General features: G+C 54.7%; 15 protein-coding genes, 1 tRNA gene and 6 pseudogenes. 6 read left to right on the top strand and 16 right to left on the bottom strand.

What is annotated here, in order from left to right:
* Positions 1 to 314: 314 nt before the first annotated feature.
* The 11 genes and pseudogenes from JCM15764_RS10410 to JCM15764_RS22875 form a co-directional block, all read right to left on the bottom strand.
* Entirely contained in the window at positions 315 to 857 is a 543-nt protein-coding gene (locus JCM15764_RS10410; protein ID WP_054695365.1) for a response regulator, read from the bottom strand.
* A gap of 22 nt (positions 858 to 879) precedes the next feature.
* Entirely contained in the window at positions 880 to 1,038 is a 159-nt protein-coding gene (locus JCM15764_RS22895) for a hypothetical protein (protein WP_012645532.1), read from the bottom strand.
* A 216-nt stretch (positions 1,039 to 1,254) separates the two neighbouring features.
* A pseudogene (gene ftsH / locus JCM15764_RS10405) lies at positions 1,255 to 3,014 on the bottom strand (ATP-dependent zinc metalloprotease FtsH).
* A 388-nt stretch (positions 3,015 to 3,402) separates the two neighbouring features.
* On the bottom strand, positions 3,403 to 3,552 hold the full coding sequence (locus tag JCM15764_RS22890) for a lmo0937 family membrane protein (protein ID WP_243688728.1): 150 nt from the start codon (positions 3,550 to 3,552) through the stop codon (positions 3,403 to 3,405).
* 124 nt (positions 3,553 to 3,676) lie between these two features.
* Positions 3,677 to 4,429, bottom strand: coding sequence for a class I SAM-dependent methyltransferase (locus tag JCM15764_RS10400; RefSeq protein WP_054695362.1), 753 nt, complete (start codon positions 4,427 to 4,429; stop codon positions 3,677 to 3,679).
* 45 nt (positions 4,430 to 4,474) lie between these two features.
* A pseudogene (locus JCM15764_RS10395) lies at positions 4,475 to 5,607 on the bottom strand (DegT/DnrJ/EryC1/StrS family aminotransferase).
* A gap of 108 nt (positions 5,608 to 5,715) precedes the next feature.
* Positions 5,716 to 6,165, bottom strand: a complete 450-nt coding sequence (locus JCM15764_RS22885) for a Gfo/Idh/MocA family protein (RefSeq protein WP_243688735.1) — start codon at positions 6,163 to 6,165, stop codon at positions 5,716 to 5,718.
* Positions 6,166 to 6,261: 96 nt separating this feature from the next.
* Positions 6,262 to 6,572: pseudogene (locus JCM15764_RS22880) on the bottom strand (Gfo/Idh/MocA family protein); the annotation flags it as partial.
* 81 nt (positions 6,573 to 6,653) lie between these two features.
* Positions 6,654 to 8,084: an NDP-hexose 2,3-dehydratase family protein gene (locus tag JCM15764_RS10385; RefSeq protein ID WP_054695360.1), complete on the bottom strand. Its 1,431-nt coding sequence runs from the start codon at positions 8,082 to 8,084 to the stop codon at positions 6,654 to 6,656.
* Positions 8,056 to 9,051, bottom strand: coding sequence for a glycosyltransferase family 2 protein (locus JCM15764_RS10380; RefSeq protein WP_054695357.1), 996 nt, complete (start codon positions 9,049 to 9,051; stop codon positions 8,056 to 8,058). The genes JCM15764_RS10385 and JCM15764_RS10380 overlap by 29 nt, the downstream gene beginning before the upstream one ends.
* Positions 9,052 to 9,153: 102 nt before the next feature.
* Positions 9,154 to 9,444 (bottom strand): hypothetical protein, encoded by a 291-nt coding sequence (locus JCM15764_RS22875; RefSeq protein WP_243688727.1) that lies wholly within the window; start codon positions 9,442 to 9,444, stop codon positions 9,154 to 9,156.
* A gap of 290 nt (positions 9,445 to 9,734) precedes the next feature.
* On the opposite strand from JCM15764_RS22875, the gene JCM15764_RS10370 reads away from it, so the two are divergent.
* Positions 9,735 to 10,019 carry a YtxH domain-containing protein gene (locus tag JCM15764_RS10370; RefSeq protein ID WP_054695350.1) on the top strand — a complete coding sequence of 95 codons (285 nt, stop codon included), beginning with the start codon at positions 9,735 to 9,737 and terminating at the stop codon, positions 10,017 to 10,019.
* 86 nt (positions 10,020 to 10,105) lie between these two features.
* Here JCM15764_RS10370 and JCM15764_RS10365 read toward each other — a convergent pair whose 3' ends face one another.
* The 5 genes from JCM15764_RS10365 to JCM15764_RS10350 form a co-directional block, all read right to left on the bottom strand.
* On the bottom strand, positions 10,106 to 11,047 hold the full coding sequence (locus tag JCM15764_RS10365) for an L-lactate dehydrogenase (protein WP_054695347.1): 942 nt from the start codon (positions 11,045 to 11,047) through the stop codon (positions 10,106 to 10,108).
* A 357-nt stretch (positions 11,048 to 11,404) separates the two neighbouring features.
* Entirely contained in the window at positions 11,405 to 12,088 is a 684-nt protein-coding gene (locus tag JCM15764_RS10360) for a L,D-transpeptidase family protein (protein WP_054695344.1), read from the bottom strand.
* Complete coding sequence (locus tag JCM15764_RS26480; protein WP_279384366.1) at positions 12,070 to 12,483, bottom strand: cation:dicarboxylate symporter family transporter; 414 nt, start codon at positions 12,481 to 12,483, stop codon at positions 12,070 to 12,072. Before JCM15764_RS26480 ends, JCM15764_RS10360 begins: the two co-directional genes overlap by 19 nt.
* The gene (locus JCM15764_RS26475; RefSeq protein ID WP_279384365.1) at positions 12,458 to 13,213 is read right to left on the bottom strand and encodes a dicarboxylate/amino acid:cation symporter; all 756 of its coding nucleotides are present in this window, start codon (positions 13,211 to 13,213) and stop codon (positions 12,458 to 12,460) included. The genes JCM15764_RS26480 and JCM15764_RS26475 overlap by 26 nt, the downstream gene beginning before the upstream one ends.
* 291 nt (positions 13,214 to 13,504) lie before the next feature.
* Positions 13,505 to 13,581, bottom strand: a tRNA-Pro gene (locus JCM15764_RS10350).
* A gap of 307 nt (positions 13,582 to 13,888) precedes the next feature.
* Between JCM15764_RS10350 and JCM15764_RS10345 the strand changes: the two genes are divergently transcribed.
* The 5 genes and pseudogenes from JCM15764_RS10345 (at position 13,889) to mqnC (ending at position 20,340) form a co-directional block, all read left to right on the top strand.
* Positions 13,889 to 16,309: a M6 family metalloprotease domain-containing protein gene (locus JCM15764_RS10345; RefSeq protein ID WP_243688726.1), complete on the top strand. Its 2,421-nt coding sequence runs from the start codon at positions 13,889 to 13,891 to the stop codon at positions 16,307 to 16,309.
* A 343-nt stretch (positions 16,310 to 16,652) separates the two neighbouring features.
* Positions 16,653 to 17,543: a 4-hydroxybenzoate octaprenyltransferase gene (locus tag JCM15764_RS10340; RefSeq protein ID WP_054695378.1), complete on the top strand. Its 891-nt coding sequence runs from the start codon at positions 16,653 to 16,655 to the stop codon at positions 17,541 to 17,543.
* Positions 17,540 to 18,082, top strand: a pseudogene (locus JCM15764_RS28200) (UbiX family flavin prenyltransferase); the annotation flags it as partial. The gene JCM15764_RS10340 and the pseudogene JCM15764_RS28200, both read left to right, overlap by 4 nt.
* Positions 18,083 to 18,151: 69 nt before the next feature.
* Positions 18,152 to 19,239, top strand: a pseudogene (gene mqnE / locus JCM15764_RS28195) (aminofutalosine synthase MqnE).
* Between the two features lie 38 nt (positions 19,240 to 19,277).
* Positions 19,278 to 20,340, top strand: a pseudogene (gene mqnC / locus JCM15764_RS10325) (cyclic dehypoxanthinyl futalosine synthase).
* Positions 20,341 to 20,345 lie beyond the last annotated feature (5 nt).

Raw genomic sequence — 20,345 nt, 5'->3', positions numbered from 1 at the left:
ACTCCTAGATTCCAGATATCGGAAAATCAAGGCAGGTGAGGTTGTATAGTTGGGCAGATTCTTTTTAGGGGCATCCGGAAGGGAGCAGGGGTACTCAGAGGAACAGCAGGGCACTTTTGGACGGCGGAGGATTTCGAGAAGGAGATAATCTTGTCAACCACGTCCTTTAGACAATGGAGCATGCGCTACAAGGCTGGCTGCAACAAATTTTCCGATCTGCTGGCGACAGGCATTGGAAGGATTCAAAAACTGGACACCGTAATTGAACCTGCCGTCGGACAACGCCACCTTTCTCACCACCTTGCCATCTGTTATTACTTCACCGGCATTGACTTGATGGACATGTTTTTTATCAGATCATCGGGGGCAAGTTCCAGGGCCGTCTCACAGAGGACCCCCGAAACACTGATATTGTGCGAGATACCGGAAAACTTCATGCTCTCATAAATGCCGTTAACGTGGGTTTTCAGCTTTACCCGATGCTCTCGGGGTTTCTGGGTAGTCAAAAGATTGCACACTTCCCTGAGGAGCAGATGAGGGTGTACCGGTTTGATGATCCATGCATTGGCTCCGCACCGTTCTGCGCGGGCCATTGCCTCGGGAGAATGGTAGCAGACCAGCATCATTGGAACCAGGCAGGTATCATTGTCCTGGCGGATCATGGAACAGAGCATGTCTCCCCCCATGTCCGGCAAGTCCAACATGGCAATGATCAGATCAGCGCCGATTTCCCGCTGCAGCTGAAGTGCTTCCAAGGCAGAAGCCGCCGTAAAGAGCCGGAAACGTGCTTTCTCCAGCAGAGCCTTGTTCCTTTCCCGGAAGCTGGGTGAATCGCTGACGAGAAGTATCTTTCGCATGCGCGGTAATTCTCCGTCAGTTTTATTTGGTGAAGAAGCTAAGATACGCCTGATCTTCCGCTTCCACTTGCGTCATGCCGTCAGCAACCATCAAATCCACTATCTCCAGATAAATCCGGAGTTCCTCAGCCGACAACCGCTCCAGATCATGATTGGTTGCCTTGAACAAGGCTCTATTCATACTGCAGGACTTCCTTCAGGTCGTGTCCCCTGCCTGAGAAGGAAGAGCAAAAAGGACAAAGGTAGCGACCCATTTCTAATGAAAACCAGATCTTTGTACATCACCAGACCGGCAATTTCAACAAAAAATGTTGCAAAGGTGTTGGAAATCTGCAGTGATTTCGATGAATTGATGGGTGCCGTTTTCAGGCCAATTCCCTACTCTATTGGAGGCTTGTTATTGCCGGCTGAATATGGTGTCTATGTCGGCGCTTCCCAAGGTCTCCCTGGCAACAAGCTCGCGTGTCAGAGCTCCATCGTCTCCATATTGGCCTGAAGCAGCCGACGCACCTGATCGTAGGACGTGGTTACTATGGATCTGATCTCAGCGTCGATCTCCACTGCCGTGGCATCGCTGAAACCCTTGACTGCCGCACCATCTCCGGTCTTTGTGCTTTCATGACTGCCGAAGGCCACAGGACCGAACGCTTCGGACATACCCCATTCGCAGACCATCTTCCGTGCCACATCCGTTGCCCGGGCCAGGTCATTGCCGGCACCGGTAGTAGTGGTTTTGAAGACAAGATCCTCGGCAGCCCTTCCCCCCATCAGCACCTTGATGTGTGCCAGCAGCATCTCCTTCGTATAGCTGTAAATGTCTTCTTCCGGAATCTGCACCGTTACACCCAGAGCTCGCCCCCGAGGAATGATCGATACCTTGTGCACCGGGTCGCAGCCAGGCACCAGCTTGGCCACCATGACATGGCCGGCCTCATGCCAGGCTGTGCTCAGCTTCACCTGGTCTGAAAGGACCATTGATTTTCGCTCCGCTCCCATCAGCACCTTGTCCCGTGCCATGTCCAGGTCGGCCATCTCCACGGCCAGTTTGCCTCCCTTTGCGGCAATTATCGCAGCTTCATTGATCAGATTGGCCAGATCGGCGCCGGAGAAGCCGGGCGTACCCCGAGCAACAAGACGCAGATCCACACCCTCATCCAGGGGTACATCCCTGGTATGCACCTGGAGGATGTCTTCGCGGCCCTTGATATCGGGAGTCCCCACTGTCACCTGCCGGTCGAAGCGTCCCGGTCTCAACAGTGCCGGATCCAGCACCTCCGGCCGGTTGGTGGCAGCAATGACGACAACACCCTTGTTGACGCAGAAGCCATCCATCTCCACCAACAGCTGGTTGAGTGTCTGATCCCGCTCGTCATTGGCCCCGTTACCACCGGCGTCACGCTTGCGGCCGACGGCATCAAGTTCGTCAATGAAGATTATGCAGGGCGCCGCTTTATGCCCCTGGGCAAACAGGTCCCGGACCCTGGACGACCCCACTCCCACGTACATCTCGACAAACTCCGATCCTGACATGGAAAAAAAAGGTACTCCTGCTTCTCCGGCAACAGCGCGTGCAAGGAGGGTTTTCCCTGTCCCCGGGGGACCGACAAGCAGGATGCCGGTCGGCATTTTACCACCCAGCCGGGAGAATTTCTCCGGATCTCGCAGGAATTCCACCGTCTCCAGCAGGTCGCTTTTCGCCTCATCGGCTCCGGCCACGTCTGTAAAACAGGTATCGGTGCTGGATCGGTCGGAAAGCTTCGCCTTGCTTCTCCCGAAAAGAGCCAGCTTCTTCATGATCAGGAATATCGGTACCAGCACCACCAGAAGCAGGCACAGCTCCACCCAATGGGAAGGCGCTGCCGGGGGTGTTGCGGCAAAATCGATGTGCCGGGTCAAAAGCAGCTTCGACAGCTCGGCATCCATGGGTCTATGGAGGATGAACCTGGCCCCAGACCGGCCATGGGCGGTAATTGCGTCCCCTTCGCTCCTCACCTTCGAGATTTCGCCGGCATTTACCTTGTCGACAAAGGCTGTGTAGCTGATGCGGTTTTTTTCCTCGTCGCGTCGATCCTTCCAGGTCGACGCCCCAAAGGCAACGGCGGTGAAGACCAGTAACAGCACTAATATTTTTATCAGACGAATCTGCTTTGAACTCATCATTACCTCACAAGGCGCTTTTATTCCTTCACATGGAAGGGCAATATGCCCACAGGTTAATATAATCGGAAATAGTTGCATGTGATGGCAAATACACCTGGGATACTTTTCAGTGTGAGGTGCAGGATCGGGAAGGTGGCACGACTTGGCAGGATAAAAAAGGGCCTGGCTTGATGCCAGACCCTCAGATTGCTGACAACGTCACAATATGTAAGGCTGATCAAAAAGCCCCAGGTGCAAGGCGCCCGAAACCTGAGGAGTGAGGCGTACTTAACGGTACGCCGTAGCGACGACTGGTAAGGGCAACGCCGCAGATGGGGCTTTTTCATCAGACTCGGGCCTGGCTTGATGCCAGGCCCTGACGACTCTCCGTGAGCGGCTACTGCCCCTACAATGGCCGCCGCCCTGAGATAAGATTAACAATGACCATGATGATGGCTATGACCAGCAGAAGATGGACCAACCCTCCCAGGGTATAGCTGGTAACGAGTCCCAGCAACCATAGAATCAGCAGGACCACTACGATTGTCCATAGCATACGGTCCTCCTTTCGGCCTTTTGCTGCTTTCGGGCCGCCTCATACTGCCGTTATTGATGCCCCTATGGATAAAGTATAACCTAAAATATGTATTCTGCCGAAGAATCATCTGCAGCTGCCCGCTTCATATTAACGGTCGGCGTGCCGCTACATATACTGAAGTGCCAAAGGGGAGACTGCAATGGTGCAGAAAACTATTTTCTGCACGAACAAGCTGCAGAAGCAAGGAATTGATCACCGATGGCGGCAGGTAAACATCTGAATCAACCTGCTCACGTTGCGACGAATGGGGAAGTAATTTCTTTGCCAATCGGTAGAAAGCGATGGGAAAAAAGAGGAACCCGAGACGGTAGGTGGCTTTTTCGATGCTGTATCCCTGTCCCTTGAGGGATGGTAACAGTCCACCGAGAGTATATCGCTTGCGGGTATGAACGGCGATATCATGGGTGCTGCGGAGGAACTCGAAGGCAACCAGGTTGAGGATGAGAAGGCCACCGGGTTTCAGTGCCCGGTAAAACCGGGAAATGATATTTTCTTCGTCAGTAACCGCTTGGTGGTAGAGGACATCGATGGAGGTAATTACATCGTACCGTTTTTCACCCAGATCAACCTTGTTAAGGTCGGCATGAAACAGGCCGCTCACTCCACGGGAGCGGCTGAAAGCCAAAGCTTGCGGCGACGCATCGCAGCCTGCCACAGTCCCTACCGATTGCAGAAGCTGGCAAAGACGTCCCGTACCGCAGCCGGCGTCAAGAATGGCAAGGGGCTCTTCATGCTTTTCAGCTGTAACCGTTTCCAGGATCAGCTCATGCAGTCCGGCATACCACCAGTGACTGTCTTCCACCCTGAACATCCGCTCATATTCCCGCTCGTTCATATATTTCCCACGGCCTCTGGCAGTTGAACCGCATATCGAATAATGCTAATGCCCCTGAAAAAATCCACGGATAGCCTCGATTACCCGCTCCCCATGACTCTCGGGCAACTGAGGGTACATGGGCAGCGACAGGATTTCTCCTGCCAGCCTTTCCGTTACCGGAAGGCTCCCTTCCCCGTAACCGAGAAACCGGTAGCCGCGCATGAGATGAATGGGTGTGGGATAATTGATGCGGGTTTCAATCCCCGCTGCTGCCAGATGCTCCATGAGGGCATCGCGTAGGCCGGTCCTGATGGTGTACAGATACCACTGGTGCGTTCTGCCGTCGCGGACAACCGGCAGTGCCACGTCCCCCACACCGCGCAGCCCTTCATCGTATATTGCGGCCAGCTTTGCCCGGCCCCTGACTTCTTCATCCAGCTCTGGCAGTTGCAGCCTGAGGATGGCAGCCTGAACCTCATCCAGCCTTGAGTTGTAACCCTCTTCTTCGGAGTAATATCCACCTTCCATGCCGTAAAAACGCAGTCTTCTCAGGCGTTCTTTCAGCTCCGGCCTGTTGGTGACAGTCATCCCCGCATCGCCGTAAGCCCCAAGGACCTTGGTCGGATAGAAGGAAAAGGTACCGATGTCCCCGAAGCTCCCGACCCGTTTCCCCTGGTACAAGGCGCCAGCTGCCTGGGCGCAGTCTTCAACCACATGAATATTCCTGTTTGCCGCCAGTTGCAGAAGCGGCGCCATATCCACCGCCTGACCGTAAAGATGGACGGGAAGTATGCATCGGGTGGCAGGGGTTACAGCCTGCTCCAGCCGTGTCACATCCATGAGAAAGGTATCATCTTCGACATCGACAAAAACAGGGGTGGCGCCGGCTGCCTGATGGCGGCTACGGTCGGCACTGCGGTGTTGGAAACGGTTATAACCTCTGCCCCTGCCCCTATATTCAAGGCTTTCAACGCAAGGAACAGCGCATCGGTCCCCGAATTGACACCAATGCCGAATTGAGCGCCGCAGAAGGCGGAGAATTCCTCCTCAAATTCGGACACCATGCTCCCCAGGATGAGGCGCCCCGAGGAAAAAACCCTGTCTACCACCTCCAGTATCTTTTCACGATGTTGCAGATAATTATCCCTGTAGTCCCAATAGCGAACCTGAATAATATCAGTGTCGGAGTTCTTCATGGTGACATCCTTTTTCCATCTGCTCTGCCATGTCCGCCAGTTGCAGATTCCGTGTATGCATCTCCTTAAAACCCCTACCACTGAGGACCATGCTGCAGACAGCCTGGATCATGAGCTGGAAGTGATCGGCGGGTGGTATGGTGAATGAAGCATCCCTGCCACCGCTGATGACCTGGATGTGGTTTGCCATTTCGGAAGGCGTCGTATAGGCACGATCCACCCTGATCTTCCCCTGCTCACCGACAATCTCATAGCTGCTTTCGTATGACTGGCCGAAGGCAGGGAGTATGTAAAAACTTCCTGGGCCGTGGTCAGGGCTGTGCCATGGATGGCCACATTGAGGCCGTTGCGGTCAAGAGCATAGCCCCTGAAAGAGTGACACCGGCCCCGGAGAAAATGCCGGGCGGTGCTGACCGCATAACGTGCCAGGTCGTGAAATGCTCCTCCCCCCCGGGCCGGATCGAGCCTGAAATTACCGTCGCCGGGACAGGGAAAACAGAAGACGCTGCGCAGGCTCCTGATGCGGCCGATTTCTCCCCTTTCTATTACCTTCTTCACTGCAGCATGCTGGGGATGATGAAGGTACATGAGATTTTCGAAGAGCAGAAGCCCTCTCTCCTCGGCACAGGCAAGCATTCGCTTGACTGAAGCTGTCGAAAGGCCGAGGGGCTTTTCACAGATGACATGTTTGCCACCCTGCAGGCGCGGAGAGCAAACTCTTCGTGAAGGTGATTGGGCAGCGAAATATACAAGAGCCGTATCCCCGGATCAGCCAGAAGCGCTTCATAACTGACCGGTTCAACCGGCAGGTCCGGGTGGGCAACTGCCGACTTTACCGGGTCGCTGCTGGCAATCGCCTGCAGAACGGCCGACTTCGTCTTTCCCAGGGCGGGAATGAACTTGCGCCGGGCTATATCCGAACAGCCAAGGATACCGATGGACAACTTTTCGCTGCAGCCGGTCATGTGGCCACCGTTTCCCCGGGAAAAATCAACCCGAACTCCTTTTTGAAATTGAAACAGGTTCCCTTCTTCATCTCTTTTTCCTTAAAGAAGGCACGAAATGATGCTGCGCGCACACGAATTGACGGTTTCTCCCAAATGGAGGAAAAAACGGAGCTGGGTCTCGGACATCCAGCAGAAGCCTTGCGGGAGTGGCAGTTCGTCCCCCTCCGGGAGCTCCGCAATACGGTGCAGATGCGCCTCACGGTAAAAACGGGCGCCCTCCTCGGCCTGATAGTTTTGCCATGAAAACGGAAAGCGACTGCCGGCGGAAAAATCGTCGAAGAGGAATGGTTTCGGTAGCTTTTCATTGCCGGCATAGTTGCTGGGGGTGAACTGCACAGTCGGTCCAAGCTGGACCATGCTTCTATTGCCCACTTCAGCCTTGGCCTGCATTAGGAAATGCCGCTCCCCCCGGCGTACCTGGGTAAGAAGGCCGATTATGCCCATTTCAGGATTGTCGAGTATGGGCTGGCTCCAGGCCGAAACTTCCCGGCCAACCGATTTAACATCAATGCCTATAACCCTGAAGAAGCGTTTCTCCCGGTGTGAAAAGCAGCAATCCTCGTCCAGTAACCATTCCTTAAGCGTCTTCAGTCCTTGGCGCTTCACAGTAATATGATTTGCCGCCTTTTCATCGTCCAGCCACTGGATTGCCTCGGCAAGCGACATTACTCCTTCTGCACAGGAGGTCTGGCTGGCTCTTGAGAGCACCAGCGAGGAAATAATGCTGCGGGTGCAGGCGTGGACCAGATTGTCGCGCCTGAGCAGCAATGCTATCTGGCGAAGTGTGAGCCAGATAAAATGATCGGGCAGTTCCTCCAATTCACCTTCCCCTACCCGAACAATCATGTTTCGGTTGGATTTAAAGAGAAAGCGGCCCCCATCTTCTGTCTGCAGTTTGGCAAAAAGCACCCGTTGCCGTTGCGGATTCAGGAAGTAACCGACCAGCGGCGGAACTGCCCCGCCGTGAGCTTTAGTATAATTGCTGTAGGTTGCCTGAACCGTTGGTGACAGCTGAACCGAATTGATGTTGCCCGGTTCCTCCTTTGCCTGAAGGCAGAAATGCAAAACCCCGTTGATGCTCTTGACGAGGATGCCGAGGATGCCGATTTCCGGCTGGTCTATTATCGGCTGGTCCCATTCCATATCGCCGCCAAGACTTCGGTGTCTGGCCTTGACCCCGGTAATGGTGAAAAACATGCCGGAGTCATGAATGATATTGCCTGTACCCGATTCGATGAGCCAGTGAGCCATCGCCGCCAAAGGAATCGGTTTTACCTGCAGTCGAGGAGAAGCCAGTCGCCGGGCTATCCAGTCCTCAATGTAATCGTCGGAATGGATAGCCTTGCTGGTAGTCCGCGAATAATGGATTTCTGCAGCGACATCTCCGCCGAAGCCCAGGACATCAGACCTTACAGCGGCTATCTCCGAATCCGGATCGAACCTACTTGCCTGTTTTCTTATCGTAGCCATGGTTTAATCCCGTGTGTACAGCGGCAATCTGCAGCTTTTTCTGAGCGGAAAATTTCTCGCGGATAACGAATTGCGGATCGCAGTTGAGGGCAAGGTAAATACGGCCCACATATTCACCGACGACACTTACGGCTAACAGCTGAAAGCCTCGGAAAAAGGTAGTAAGGGCAATAAGAGTCTCATATTCGGTCGGGTCCTGACGATAGGGAAGAATGGCATCCAGCAGGGAGGTCCCACCCACAAAAACTCCGATGAGGGTCATGATAAAGCCCGCCAAACCCAATATCCGGAGGGGGATAAGCGAGTAGCTGACCACCATGTTTCCCCAAAGCGAGATCAGCTTGCCGATAGTATAATTGGACCGGCCATGCCTTCTTTTGTCATGGCGCACCTCCACCCTGCCTATATTGGAGGTCGAACGGAATATGATGGCATCTATGTATGGGTCGGGGCCCGTATATATTATCACTTCATTGATCAAGAAACGGTTCATGATCTTGAAGCTGGACAGGTAGAGGTCGGCAGGCTTCTGCAGGATGACGTTAGCCATCTTGTCATTAAAGGCACTGCCCAGGTTGCGGAAAATGCTGTCCCTCTTTACTGGATAGTGGGTATAGACAACATCGTATCCCTTTTCAATCTCAGCCACCATGCGGCTGATTTCCTCCGGGGGATTCTGAAAATCATCATCCATGATGACGGCATAATCGCCGGTAGCATTGTTGAGACCGGCCATAACGGCACTGTGCTCGCCGAAATTCCGTGCCAGTCTGATATATGTTACGGTCTCCGGGTTTGCCTCGTGGAGGCGCTGACAGATGATATGGGTGCTGTCCCGGCTGTTGTCGTTGACAAGAACTACTTCAAGTTCGAAGCTGTTGCGGTACAGATCAAAAAGGGTATTACAGAGGGATTCAATAGTCTTTTCAGCATTATATACAGGAATGACGACAGAGAGTCTGGTCATAACAGCTCCTCGACTGGTTCACGCAGGGCAAGGGACGCACCTCGCTCTGTTGTGGTAAAAGGGAACCAAATCCGGCAAACAAGGACGGCAAGCTGTAGCTATTCAGGTCAATGTGGGGGGAGCGCGGTCTGTACGGTTGGGGAAGCTGCAGCAGAGGCGGTGAACAGCGTGCTCCAGAAAGACGGGGCTGATTACAGTGAGGTGCAGCTGGTTCGGCTTACTGAAGGCCAACAGGGAAGGAATGCCGCTTTTTTTAAGGGTACCCTGGCAGGTTTTGGTCGGACTTTTGATGATGGCCCGCGGGCGTGGCTTGACTCGCTCGGTTGAAGCGGAAAGGCCGGGCATGATCGGCAGATTTATGCCCCGTGCGGCCAATCCGAAGGTTATTACCATTACCAAAGACAAGATTAATGATTTTGTCAGGAAGCTGTTATACAAAAAACACCTGTACTTTTTCTGCCCGCCGGAGAGCCCCAAAAAAATCAGACGCATCTTTAATTTTCCCAAATAATAAATAAATACAAGAATATAAGAAATTAGGCAAGGCCTTTTACTCCTGATGCATATACCGGTTAGACAGGGCTTATGCCACGTATTTTGCCACTCTCCATTCACATGGAACAACCGCATGCTATAATTGAACAGAGATGAAAACGTGCAAATAATGAGAAAGGGGGTAACTCATGGCAGAAAAGTGTTCAGGCACAGGTGCAATGTTGTCTTTTTTGGCGGGGGCAGCGGTAGGCACAGGGCTGGCGCTACTTTACGCCCCAAAAACCGGCAAAGAAGTGAGGGGCCGGATCACCGACCTCAGTAACGACACCGTAAGCAAAATGAAAGGATATGGCAGCCAGGCACAGGATAAAATGAAGAGCTTTTATAACACCGGCAGGGATATGTTCCGGGAAAAGAAGGAGCAGATGTCAGCGACCATGGAAACCGGCGAAGAACCGCTGGGGCGTGCATGACATTATGACGGACTGTAACAGCACGAAAAGAGCCCCATGGGATGCATGGGGCTTTTTTCATGGGTCTGGAGATTCTACTCCACATGTCACACATTAATACTCTCGATGGCATTGCGCACGATTCGCGCACTGTTGCGCAATGCCTCCCGCTCCATGTGGTCCAGGGCCGGGGGAAAGGTCTCCAGCACCCCCCGCCCTCCCACCAGATGTGGCAGGGCGATGGTAACATTCTCTACACCCTCCATTTCCGGCAAAGGTGTACAGACGGTGAGGATCGAACGGCGGTCGTAGACCATGACCTCGACGATGTTGGCCAGGGCACTGCCTATGCCGTAGTAGGTGGCCTGTTTTCCGCTAATGATCTCGTAGGCAGCGTGCCTGACCTGGTGATCGATTGACGCAATCAGCCCCGGCGGGAAGGAAGCCCCCTTGCGATGGGCAAAGGCATCGAGTGGCATGCCTCCGACCGTAACCGTCGACCAGCCCAGAACCTCCGAATCCCCGTGCTCGCCAAGGACATAAGCGTGCACATGCCGTGGATCGATACCGAGGGATGAGCTGAGCAGACTGCGGAAACGGGCCGTATCAAGGGTGGTGCCCGAACCGACTACACGGGAGGAGGGTATTCCCAACTCTCCGGCTATGTAGGCAGCAAGATGGGTCAACACATCCACCGGGTTGGACGCCACCAGCAGCACGGCATCGCCGGCATGGCGCAGCACTTGGGGAATTACCTCCTTGAAAATGGCCGCATTCCGTTCCAGGAGCTGCAACCGCGTTTCCCCGGGCTTTTGCCCCACCCCGGCGGCAACCAGCACCACTGAAGCCCCCTCCAGATCCTCATATTCCCCGGCAACCACCTCCAGTGCGTGGGCAAAGGGAACAGCATGGGAAATGTCCGCTGCCTCGGCTCTGGCACGGGCACGGTTCACATCCACCAGGACCAGTTTACGACCGACCCCGCGCATGACCATGGCGTAGGCTGCCGTAGCTCCGACAAAACCGCATCCGACGATACCTATCTTCATATGGACCTCCACATAGAACGTTATCGAGGTAACACGTTAAGTATAACAGCTTGAACGGTCACTGGTGATTCGGGTGGAAAGTACTGTGGCCAATGGAAGAATATGGTTGGAGGTTAGTGTCACGTGCGGTTTGTTCACCGCAAGAATTCTGAGGGATTTTGGTTCCTGGCAAGCCGCATTAACCGATTGGGAAACTAGGAGTCTGTCGGACTTAGGGATCGAAGCGAGAGAATGGAAAATCGAGGACGGATATCTGGAAATTTGAGAGCGAATAGTGGACCTACTTGTCGAAAATTTACGGAGATCCGGACCGATTTGCCATTTTCGCAGCCGATTCATTCTAAGTCCGACAGACTCCTAGGGACAGACATCGCCGATAACTGCCATCGGATGCTGCATTGGGTCAAGCCAGTGCAGTATGCGGAGGATATCGATCTCCGCCGCCGCCACACATCCCGAGGTGGGGGTCTCACCATTGCGCCAGATATGGAAAAAGATGGCACTTCCGGCGCCCGGCAATGTCGCCTTGGTGTTGTATTCGATGACAATGCCGTACTTGTAGAGGTCATCGGTCCGTCTCATGATCTCGTGGGATAGCCCCAGCCCCTCTTCTTTCATGGTCAGAGTGTTATAGAGCGGAGAGCTGGGATCATCAATCCAGATCATATCCGGGGTGAGGACGATATAGGGCATTTTAGTCTGCAGAGGCTCGTAGCCGAAACCCCTCTCCAGAAGAAATGTGCCCGTTGGCGTTCTGCCATCCCCTTCCAGCTTCTCACCCGGTTGGGCCAGCCCGTTTCTTCCGACCACTGCCGCAATCGGCCCATCAACGGGCCGCCAAGTTCCATTCTCCCGTTCAAAGAGATGAATTGCCGCCCCGGAAGACGATAACCCATCATTTGTCACCACTACTGCCTGCCGGCTCTCCATGGGGAGCCTGAGCAGACAGTCTTGAGAAGACTGCCATGGTCGCTGATGCCGGCAGCCGGTCAACATGAACAGGCTAAAAAGGAGAAAAAGAGCTAAGCTTTTCTTGCCCATGGCTGCACCCCCTCCTTTTCTTTCCAGGCGACTCCGTCAGTCAACCGCGTCACCAGCATGGCAGCCACGTTGTCACCGGTGGCATTGAGGAGCGTGGCAAGGGGATCGATAATGACGCTGATGGCTGCAAGAAGCGGCAGGGTTTCCGGTGGGAAACCGAACACCGACAGTATCAGCATTTCGCCGATCATGCCGCCGCTGGGAATGGCGCCCATCACCACCCCGACAAGAATGGCGACACCCACCACTACAATCAGACGGCTGAAGGTAAGCTCCTGGTGGAAGAGACTCATGGCAAAAAGTATCTTGAGCACGCCACCGATCACCGATCCATCCTTGTGCAGGGCAGCCCCCACCGGGATCACCACGTCACTGATACCTTGTGGCACCCCCATTTTCGGCGCCGCCTCCAGATTCACCGGCATGGTGGCCATGCTGGAACAGGTGCGAGGGCGGTAAGGAAGGTTCGAGCATGTGGGCCCAGAAGCGGCGTACGGCAACAACGCCTCCGGCCAGGAAGGCGTAGAGTGAAAAGCCGGCCACAAAATAAAAGGCTGAGAAGGTATAGTAGACGATAAAGACGTTGAAATATGCCGCGGCAAGGGCCTCGCCGGTATCGACTACGGTGGCTGCAAACCAGGCCAGTAGTCCTATGGGTGCCGCATACATGACGTAGTCCACCATACGGATGAAGACCTGTGCACCGCCGGCCAGGAAGCGGCCGAATGAAGCACCTGCCTCTTTACTGGAGCGTGTCGCCAATCCGACGCCGATTGAAAAGACAATCAACGGCAGCATCGACCTGCGTGAGATCAACTCGGGAAAATCGCTGGCGGTAAAGGCCTTGACCAGCTGGGCCAGCAGGGAAGGGACCTCCTGCACCGGCTGTCCCTTGAGGACCACGCCGGCACCAGGCGAAGGCTGGACAACTAGCATGAACAGCAGCGCACCGACGGCTGCAACAAGGCTTGTCGCCAGAAAGACTATGACCATGGCCGATGAAGTTCTGGTTAGCCTTCTGCTGTCGGCACTAACGGCAATGCTGGAGGAAACGGTAAAGAATACCAGCGGCACGATGATCATGAAGAGCAGATTGAGGAACAAGTCTCCCAAAGCGGATGGCACGGGCTGCGCCGGGATGGAAGGAGCCGAGCAAAAGCCCGGCGCTGATTGACAGGATCAGAAGCAGGGAGAAACCGTAAGTCTTCAGCAGCTTCATTTATACCTCAGGCTCATTTGCTTTTAACCAGTATAACAGAGTGCATCAATGATGGGACCCTGCCAGACTGTTTGGTTCTAACCCAGCGGAACTGAATTAAAAGTGCCCTGATAACGAAAAACCTCCTGAATGTGCCTGGACTTGAGGCATCAAAAGGAGGTTTAACTCTGCTAACTTCAGCGGATTGAGTAAAGAGATGGTCGGGATGACTGGATTCGAACCAGCGGCCCCCTGCTCCCGAAGCAGGTGCGCTACCAGGCTGCGCTACATCCCGACAAGTCTGTCTTTTTATCGTGTCAGGAGCGTTTTGTCAACTGAAAAACAGCCGGCAGCGCCCCACCGTATCAACCTTGCACCTCTCTCCCCATGGCTTCTGCAACACAATTTGCTGCGAAACCTTCAATATGTGCGGTACAGATCTTGCTTTGTTCGGTAAGCCTTTATCGACCCGGACAAGCAGAGGCTCTGATTAAATGCAGACTGGAAAAGAGTCTTGCGGCTGCAATTGAGTCAACCAATCCTGTATTTACGTCAAAAGCCTGTCCTGGCCCGTCAGCTAGCCATATTTAAAAGGGAATTTCATGCGGTGTATATTAATAGCGGTGCTCATTTTCGCTGTCTGCTCCCCCCTCCATGCAGCTCCTGCAGCTCCAGACCCAGTCGATACAGTTCAGCCGGATGGAGCGGCCATAAAGGTCTCCATACGGGGTGACGAGTTTCAGAACTGGATTGAGTCGGAGGAGACAGGTCACACCATCATCCGGAATGGTGCCGACGGTTACTGGGTTTATGCTGAACAGGCTGCTGACGGCTCTCTGAAAAGCACCGGCATCAGGGTCCTTCCCAATGGAGCGAATGCACCAATTAACATACCCAAGCGATTGAGACCGCCACGAAATAAAGAACACGAGACGCAAATCCAGCAAATGCTTGTGGATTCCTACCAGCAACGCATTTCAGCCAGCAGTTCCCCGTCTTCCACCACCCGATCAGAAGCAGCACCACCCGCATCCGGCGACTGGGCGCCAACTCCTGTCGCCGGAACTCGAAAGCTGCTGATTGTCCTCGTGGGTTTTGCCGACCGGCCGATTACCACTACTGCAGCAGGCTGGGCAACGGACGTTTTCGACACGGCAGCCAAGTCAGTTGCAAAGTATTACAGGGAAAACTCCTTCGACACCCTTACTGTCACCCCTGCCCCACATAGCCAGTCAGGCAGTCCGACCGGTGTCGTCTCGGTAACACTTACAACCAATCATCCGAATACCGGTGGCACTTCCGACTTCTACTCCGACCAGACCTGGGGCAACAGCGCCCTGCAACAGGCCGCCCCATTTGTGAATTTCAATGGCTTCGACACCAACGGGGACGGCAAACTGGACACCTCCGAACTAGTCATCTACTTCATCGCCGCCGGTTATGAAACCTCTGCCACCACCTTGACTCCCTCAATGTGGGCCCATGCCTGGTGGACATCAGGTACAGGGCTCACCGCCGGTTCAAAAAATGTTCAACGCTGGGCGCTCAACGGTGAATATTACAATTCCAGCACCCGGATGACCATGGGGGTCATTTCCCACGAATTGGGCCACCAGATGTGCGGCCTGCCTGATTTATACGACATCTCCGGCAACAACCAAGGCCTGGGCAATTTTTCCGTCATGGCCGGGGGAAGCTGGGGGGCAAACATCGGTGAATTTCAAGGCACCACACCCACCACCCTTGATGCCTGGTCCCGTGAATATCTCGGCTGGTCCACGCCAGTCATACCGACTGGCAGCGGTCTGATCGGCCTTGAATATCCCCTGGTTTCGAAATCCTCGGTCTATAAACTGGCCATTCCGACCACCAGTACGACTGAATATTATCTGGTTGAAAACCGTCTGCCTACCAGCTGGGACCTGGGGCTTAGATATAGTCTTTCCAGCGCCTGGACAGGCGGCCTGCTTATCACCCACATCGACAATACTGCCGGAACTAAAGGAAGCAACGACATCAACAGCTATTCCGCCAATCTCCCGAATCCCGGCCATCAGGGAGTCGTGCCGGTACAAGCCAGCACCACCCCCTGCAACATGCTGGCTGTGGGTTCAACCTGTCGTGGTAACGCCAAAACCCTTTTTTATTCCACCAACAATGCTTCATGGACCCCGACGAGCACCCCCAATTCAAATTACTACGATGGCGCCGCCACCAACTTTTCTCTCACAGGGATTTCCGCAGCGGGGGCGGTCATGACAGCGGCGCTCTCCCTTGGACCGCCCGTGGTTACCTTTACCGATACTCCGCAGGCAATTACCAGCAGTCAGAATGCAACCTTTTCCTTCACTGCCAGTGACAGTTCAGCGTCATTGGAGTGCAAGCTGGATACGGAGATCTATGCAGCCTGTTCATCCCCTTATGTCACAGCTGCGCTGGCTGACGGTCAACATACTTTCAACGTCCGGGGCACCAATAGTTACGGCAGCACAATCGGCAGTCATACCTGGACCGTCGACACCATTCCTCCCGATACGATCTTATTGGCAGGGCCGCAGAACCCGACGACTGCCAATGCTGCAGTCTTCGAATTCTCCTCACAGGATGCCACTGCCAGCTTCCAGTGCCAGCTCGATGCCGGCAGCTATGCTTCCTGTTCCAGCGGCGTCAGTTATGACGGTCTTGCTGTCGGCAGTCACTCTTTCAGCGTCCGTGCTGCCGATGGTGCAGGCAATACCGATACAACACCCGCCACCTATGCCTGGACCATCAATCCCTGCCAGGCCAGGATCGGCTCTGCTTGTTACACAACCTTTGCGGAGGCCTACGCCATGGCAAACAATGGTGACACCATTCTTGCCCAGGCTGTCTACTTCCCTGAAGCCCTGGCCGGCAACCGCAGCATCAACATATCCTTCCGTGGCGGGTACGACCCCAGCTTCAGCAACGTCATCGGCGTCACTACGGTACAAGGTCTTGCCATCACTACCGACACTATCGACGTGGCTGGACTGGCCATGTAACGTCCTTTTAATATTCTGCACATGCTCCTCTGCTAAAGACCTCCCCTGCCCACATTAAACGTTGAATATTTCCTTCGAGGGATCAGCTGTTTCTGCCGCAAAAACCAAGAAAAACATTGTCATATTCATGGTGAAGTGCTAAAAATTACCACTTGTCCTTCAATCTCCACTTGTGAAGTGCCCATGGCCTCCCGCTGTCTGCAGCACTTCCTGACAAACTGGAAGAAACTGGCGAACTGCACCGGATAGCGGTGGAAACAACCCCATGCTGGAGATCGCGGAGATTACCGACATTGTCAGACTCGTTGAAAAAAATGGCGGCACTATGGCTGGGAATGAATCAATGGAGATAAAACTGCAGCAGGGTAGCATCTGGAGAAAAGTCACCATCTTTCTGGAGATGATAAAATTCTCCCACACCATCTTTGCCCTCCCCTTTGCTTTCACCGGGGCGATACTTGCTGCGGGAGGACTTCCCTCCATCTACCAGACCTTCTGGATTCTCATGGCCATGGTTGGCGCCCGCACTGCCGCCATGAGCCTGAACCGGCTTATCGATGCCGATATCGACGGCAGAAACCCCCGCACCAAGGGGCGTGCCATTCCGGCAGGGCTACTCAGCAAGGGGATGGTTGCTCTCTTCATCTGCCTTTCGGTGGCGCTCATGCTCTGGGCTGCCCGGATGCTCAATCCTTTGTGCTTCTACCTGTCGCCAATTGCCCTTTTCTTTCTTGTACTCTATTCCTATTGCAAGCGTTTTACGGCCCTGGCCCATGTGATCTTAGGACTCTGTCTGGCCGCCGCCCCCCTTGGGGCATGGATCGCCATCACCGGCAACTTCAGTCTTCCGGCAGTACTGCTGGCTCTGGCAGTGCTGGTCTGGGTGGCGGGATTTGACATCCTATATGCACTGCAGGACCTGGAATTCGACCGCACAAGCGGCCTGCACTCCATTCCCGTCAGCCTTGGCGTCAGCGGCTCACTTTGGATGGCCCGCCTTCTGCATCTGCTGATGATCGGCCTTCTTGCCGGTCTGTACCTGACCATGCAGTTGGGCATCTTCTTCCTTATTGGTCTGATAACAACTGTGATACTGGCGGGCTATGAGCACTGGCTGCTGCGCAAGGGGGATCTGACCAAACTGGATGCCGCATTTTTCAACATGAACGGCTACATCAGTGTCGTCATCTTCCTTTTTACGCTGTTCGATATCCTGGTGAGGGGTACGGCATGAGAATCCGCCGCTTTACCCTGGCCATAACCGGCGCATCCGGCGCCCTTTACGGCCTGAGAACCGCAGAAGAGATTCTCAAAAGCGGCGCCCACTTAACGCTGCTGGTAACAAGGGCAGGTTTTGCAGTCCTGAAAGAAGAATGCTCCCTGGATTGGCACGGCAGCCCGGCGGAAATCGGAGCCCGGATGTGCAGTCATTTCAACGTGGATCAGGCAAAGCTTGCGTATCACGCGGAAGATGATCTCTACGCGCCCATTGCCAGCGGCTCTGCAGCCGCAAATACCATGATCGTCGCCCCATGCAGCATGGGAAGCCTTTCCCGCATCGCCGGCGGCAATTCAGGCAACCTGATCGAACGTTGCGCCGACGTCATGCTCAAGGAGAAAAAGCCGCTGATACTTGTCCCCCGTGAAACGCCGCTCAACGAGATCCACTTGGAGAACATGCTCAAGCTGGCCCGGATGGATGCCGCCATCATACCGGCCATGCCCGCCTTCTACCACCACCCCCGGTCCGTCAATGATATGGTCGATTTTGTCGTCGGCAGGGTGCTGGACATGGCAGGTATTGAACACAGCCTGTTTTGCCGCTGGGGCGGCCGGAAAGGGATGACCGATGATTACCATGCTGCCATAGCCGAAAAGGTGCGGGACAACCGGCGCATTGACGACGATGAAGCGCTCTTTCTCTTCCAGCACCATGATCTGCTGACCATTGGCGAACTTGCAGCGATGGCCAATGAACGCAAGAACAGTCGGAAAGTCTTTTTCAATGTCAATCGCCACATCAACCACACCAACATCTGCGTCAACCGCTGCAAGTTCTGCGCATTCGTCCGTGCCGCCGATCAACCGGGGGCATACCTGTACGACCTGGATGAAATCAGGAATCGGGCGACCGAAGCTCTGCAGCAGGGGGCAACGGAAATCCACATCGTCGGAGGGTTGCATCCCGACCTACCGTTCGATTTTTACCTGGAGATGCTGCGTACTGTCCGGGAGGTCTCTCCATCACTGCACATCAAGCATTCACAGCTGTGGAGATCGATTATCTGGCAAAGCTTTGCGACTGCTCCATCAGTGAGACCCTGGTCAAGCTCAAGGAGGCCGGACTGGGCTCGTTGCCGGGCGGTGGAGCAGAGATATTCAGCGAAGGCATCCGGCAACAGCTCTGCCCGGAAAAAATTTCGGGCGAAAGGTGGCTTGCCATAATGGAGGAGGTGCACCGGGCCGGTCTCAAGTCCAATGCCACCATGCTCTATGGACATCTGGAGAGCTTCGCCGACCGGGTTGACCACATGCGGAGGCTGCGTGAACTGCAGGACCGCACCGGAGGGTTCCAGGTATTCATCCCTTTAGCCTTCCAGCCCGAAAACTCGCCGTTGACCATCACCAAGGGAACCGGAACAACAGGGGTAGACGACCTGAAAACCTTGGCCATTGCCCGCATCTACCTGGATAACTTTGATAATATCAAGGCCTATTGGGTAATGCTGGGAGAAAAGGTCGCCCAGGTAGCCCTCGCCTTCGGTGTCAACGATTTGGACGGCACGGTGGTGGAAGAGAAGATCGGCCATGACGCCGGAGCTGCATCACCCCAGGCCTTGAGCCGCGACGGCATCATCGCTCTCATCCGCAAAGCCGGCCGTGAACCGGTTGAGCGCGATACTCTTTACAACGAACTGCGGACCTATTGAATGAGACTTAGTGGACACAGGCTGTCAGGACTGGTTATATGTTGAAAAAGATCGCAACTAAAATAGAGGTAAACGAGCAGCTCAGCAGAGAGGAAGCCCTCTGGCTCTTGAATGACGGGACGCTGCTGGAGTTGGGAAGCTTGCCGACCATATCCGCCGCCGCCTCCATCCCGACAACCGCGTCACTTTCGTTGTGGACAGGAATGTCAATTACACCAACATCTGCGAGTCCCAATGCCGCTTCTGCGCCTTTTATCGGACTAAAGACGCCGACGATGCCTACATGCTGGGAGAGGAGGCAATCTTTGCCAAGATTGCCGAACTGGTCCAACAGGGGGGGACGCAACTGCTCATGCAGGGCGGGCTCCATCCGGACCTGGGGATTGAATTCTTCGAAAAGCTCTTTGCCGGCATCAAGAGCCGCTTTCCCCAAGTGCAGAACCATTCCCTGTCCCCGGCGGAAGTAACCCACATCGCTTCCCTGTCCGGGCTTACCATCCGCCAGACCCTGGAGCGGCTACACAGGGCAGGACTTGACTCCATCCCGGGGGGAGGAGCCGAGATCCTGGTGGACAGTGTTCGGCAGCAGATCTCGCCGAAAAAGATCGGCTGGCAACAGTGGGCAGCGGTAATGAGGGAAGCGGCCCTGCTCGGAATGCCGACCACGGCAACCATGATGTTCGGCAGCTGTGAGCAGGCCGAGGATATCGTCGAACACCTGTTCCGGGTTCGTGAGCTCCAGGCCAGCGGCGGCACATTCACCGCCTTCATTCCCTGGACCTACCAGCGGGAAACACGGAACTGGGTGGAACGACAGCAACCGGTGTGGAGTATCTGAAGGTTCTTTCCCTGTCACGGATTGTCCTCGACAACATCGCCAACATTCAGGGCAGCTGGGTCACCCAGGGGGCAAAGATCGCCCAAATCGCACTGTATTTCGGCGCCAATGATCTGGGGGGCACAATGCTGGAAGAAAATGTCGTTGCTGCAGCCGGTTGCAGCTTCCGCATGTCCCGTGAGGAAATGATCGACCTCATCCGTGGCGCGGACTTCATCCCGGCCCGGCGCACCACCACTTATGAAATCCTTGAGGAATATTGATCAAT

The organism is Geotalea toluenoxydans JCM 15764 (genome assembly GCF_001311985.1).
Classification (GTDB): Bacteria; Desulfobacterota; Desulfuromonadia; order Geobacterales; family Geobacteraceae; genus Geotalea; species Geotalea toluenoxydans.
The sequence above is the reverse complement of the archived record's forward strand: the minus strand, read 5'-3'. Positions and strand labels throughout refer to the sequence as shown.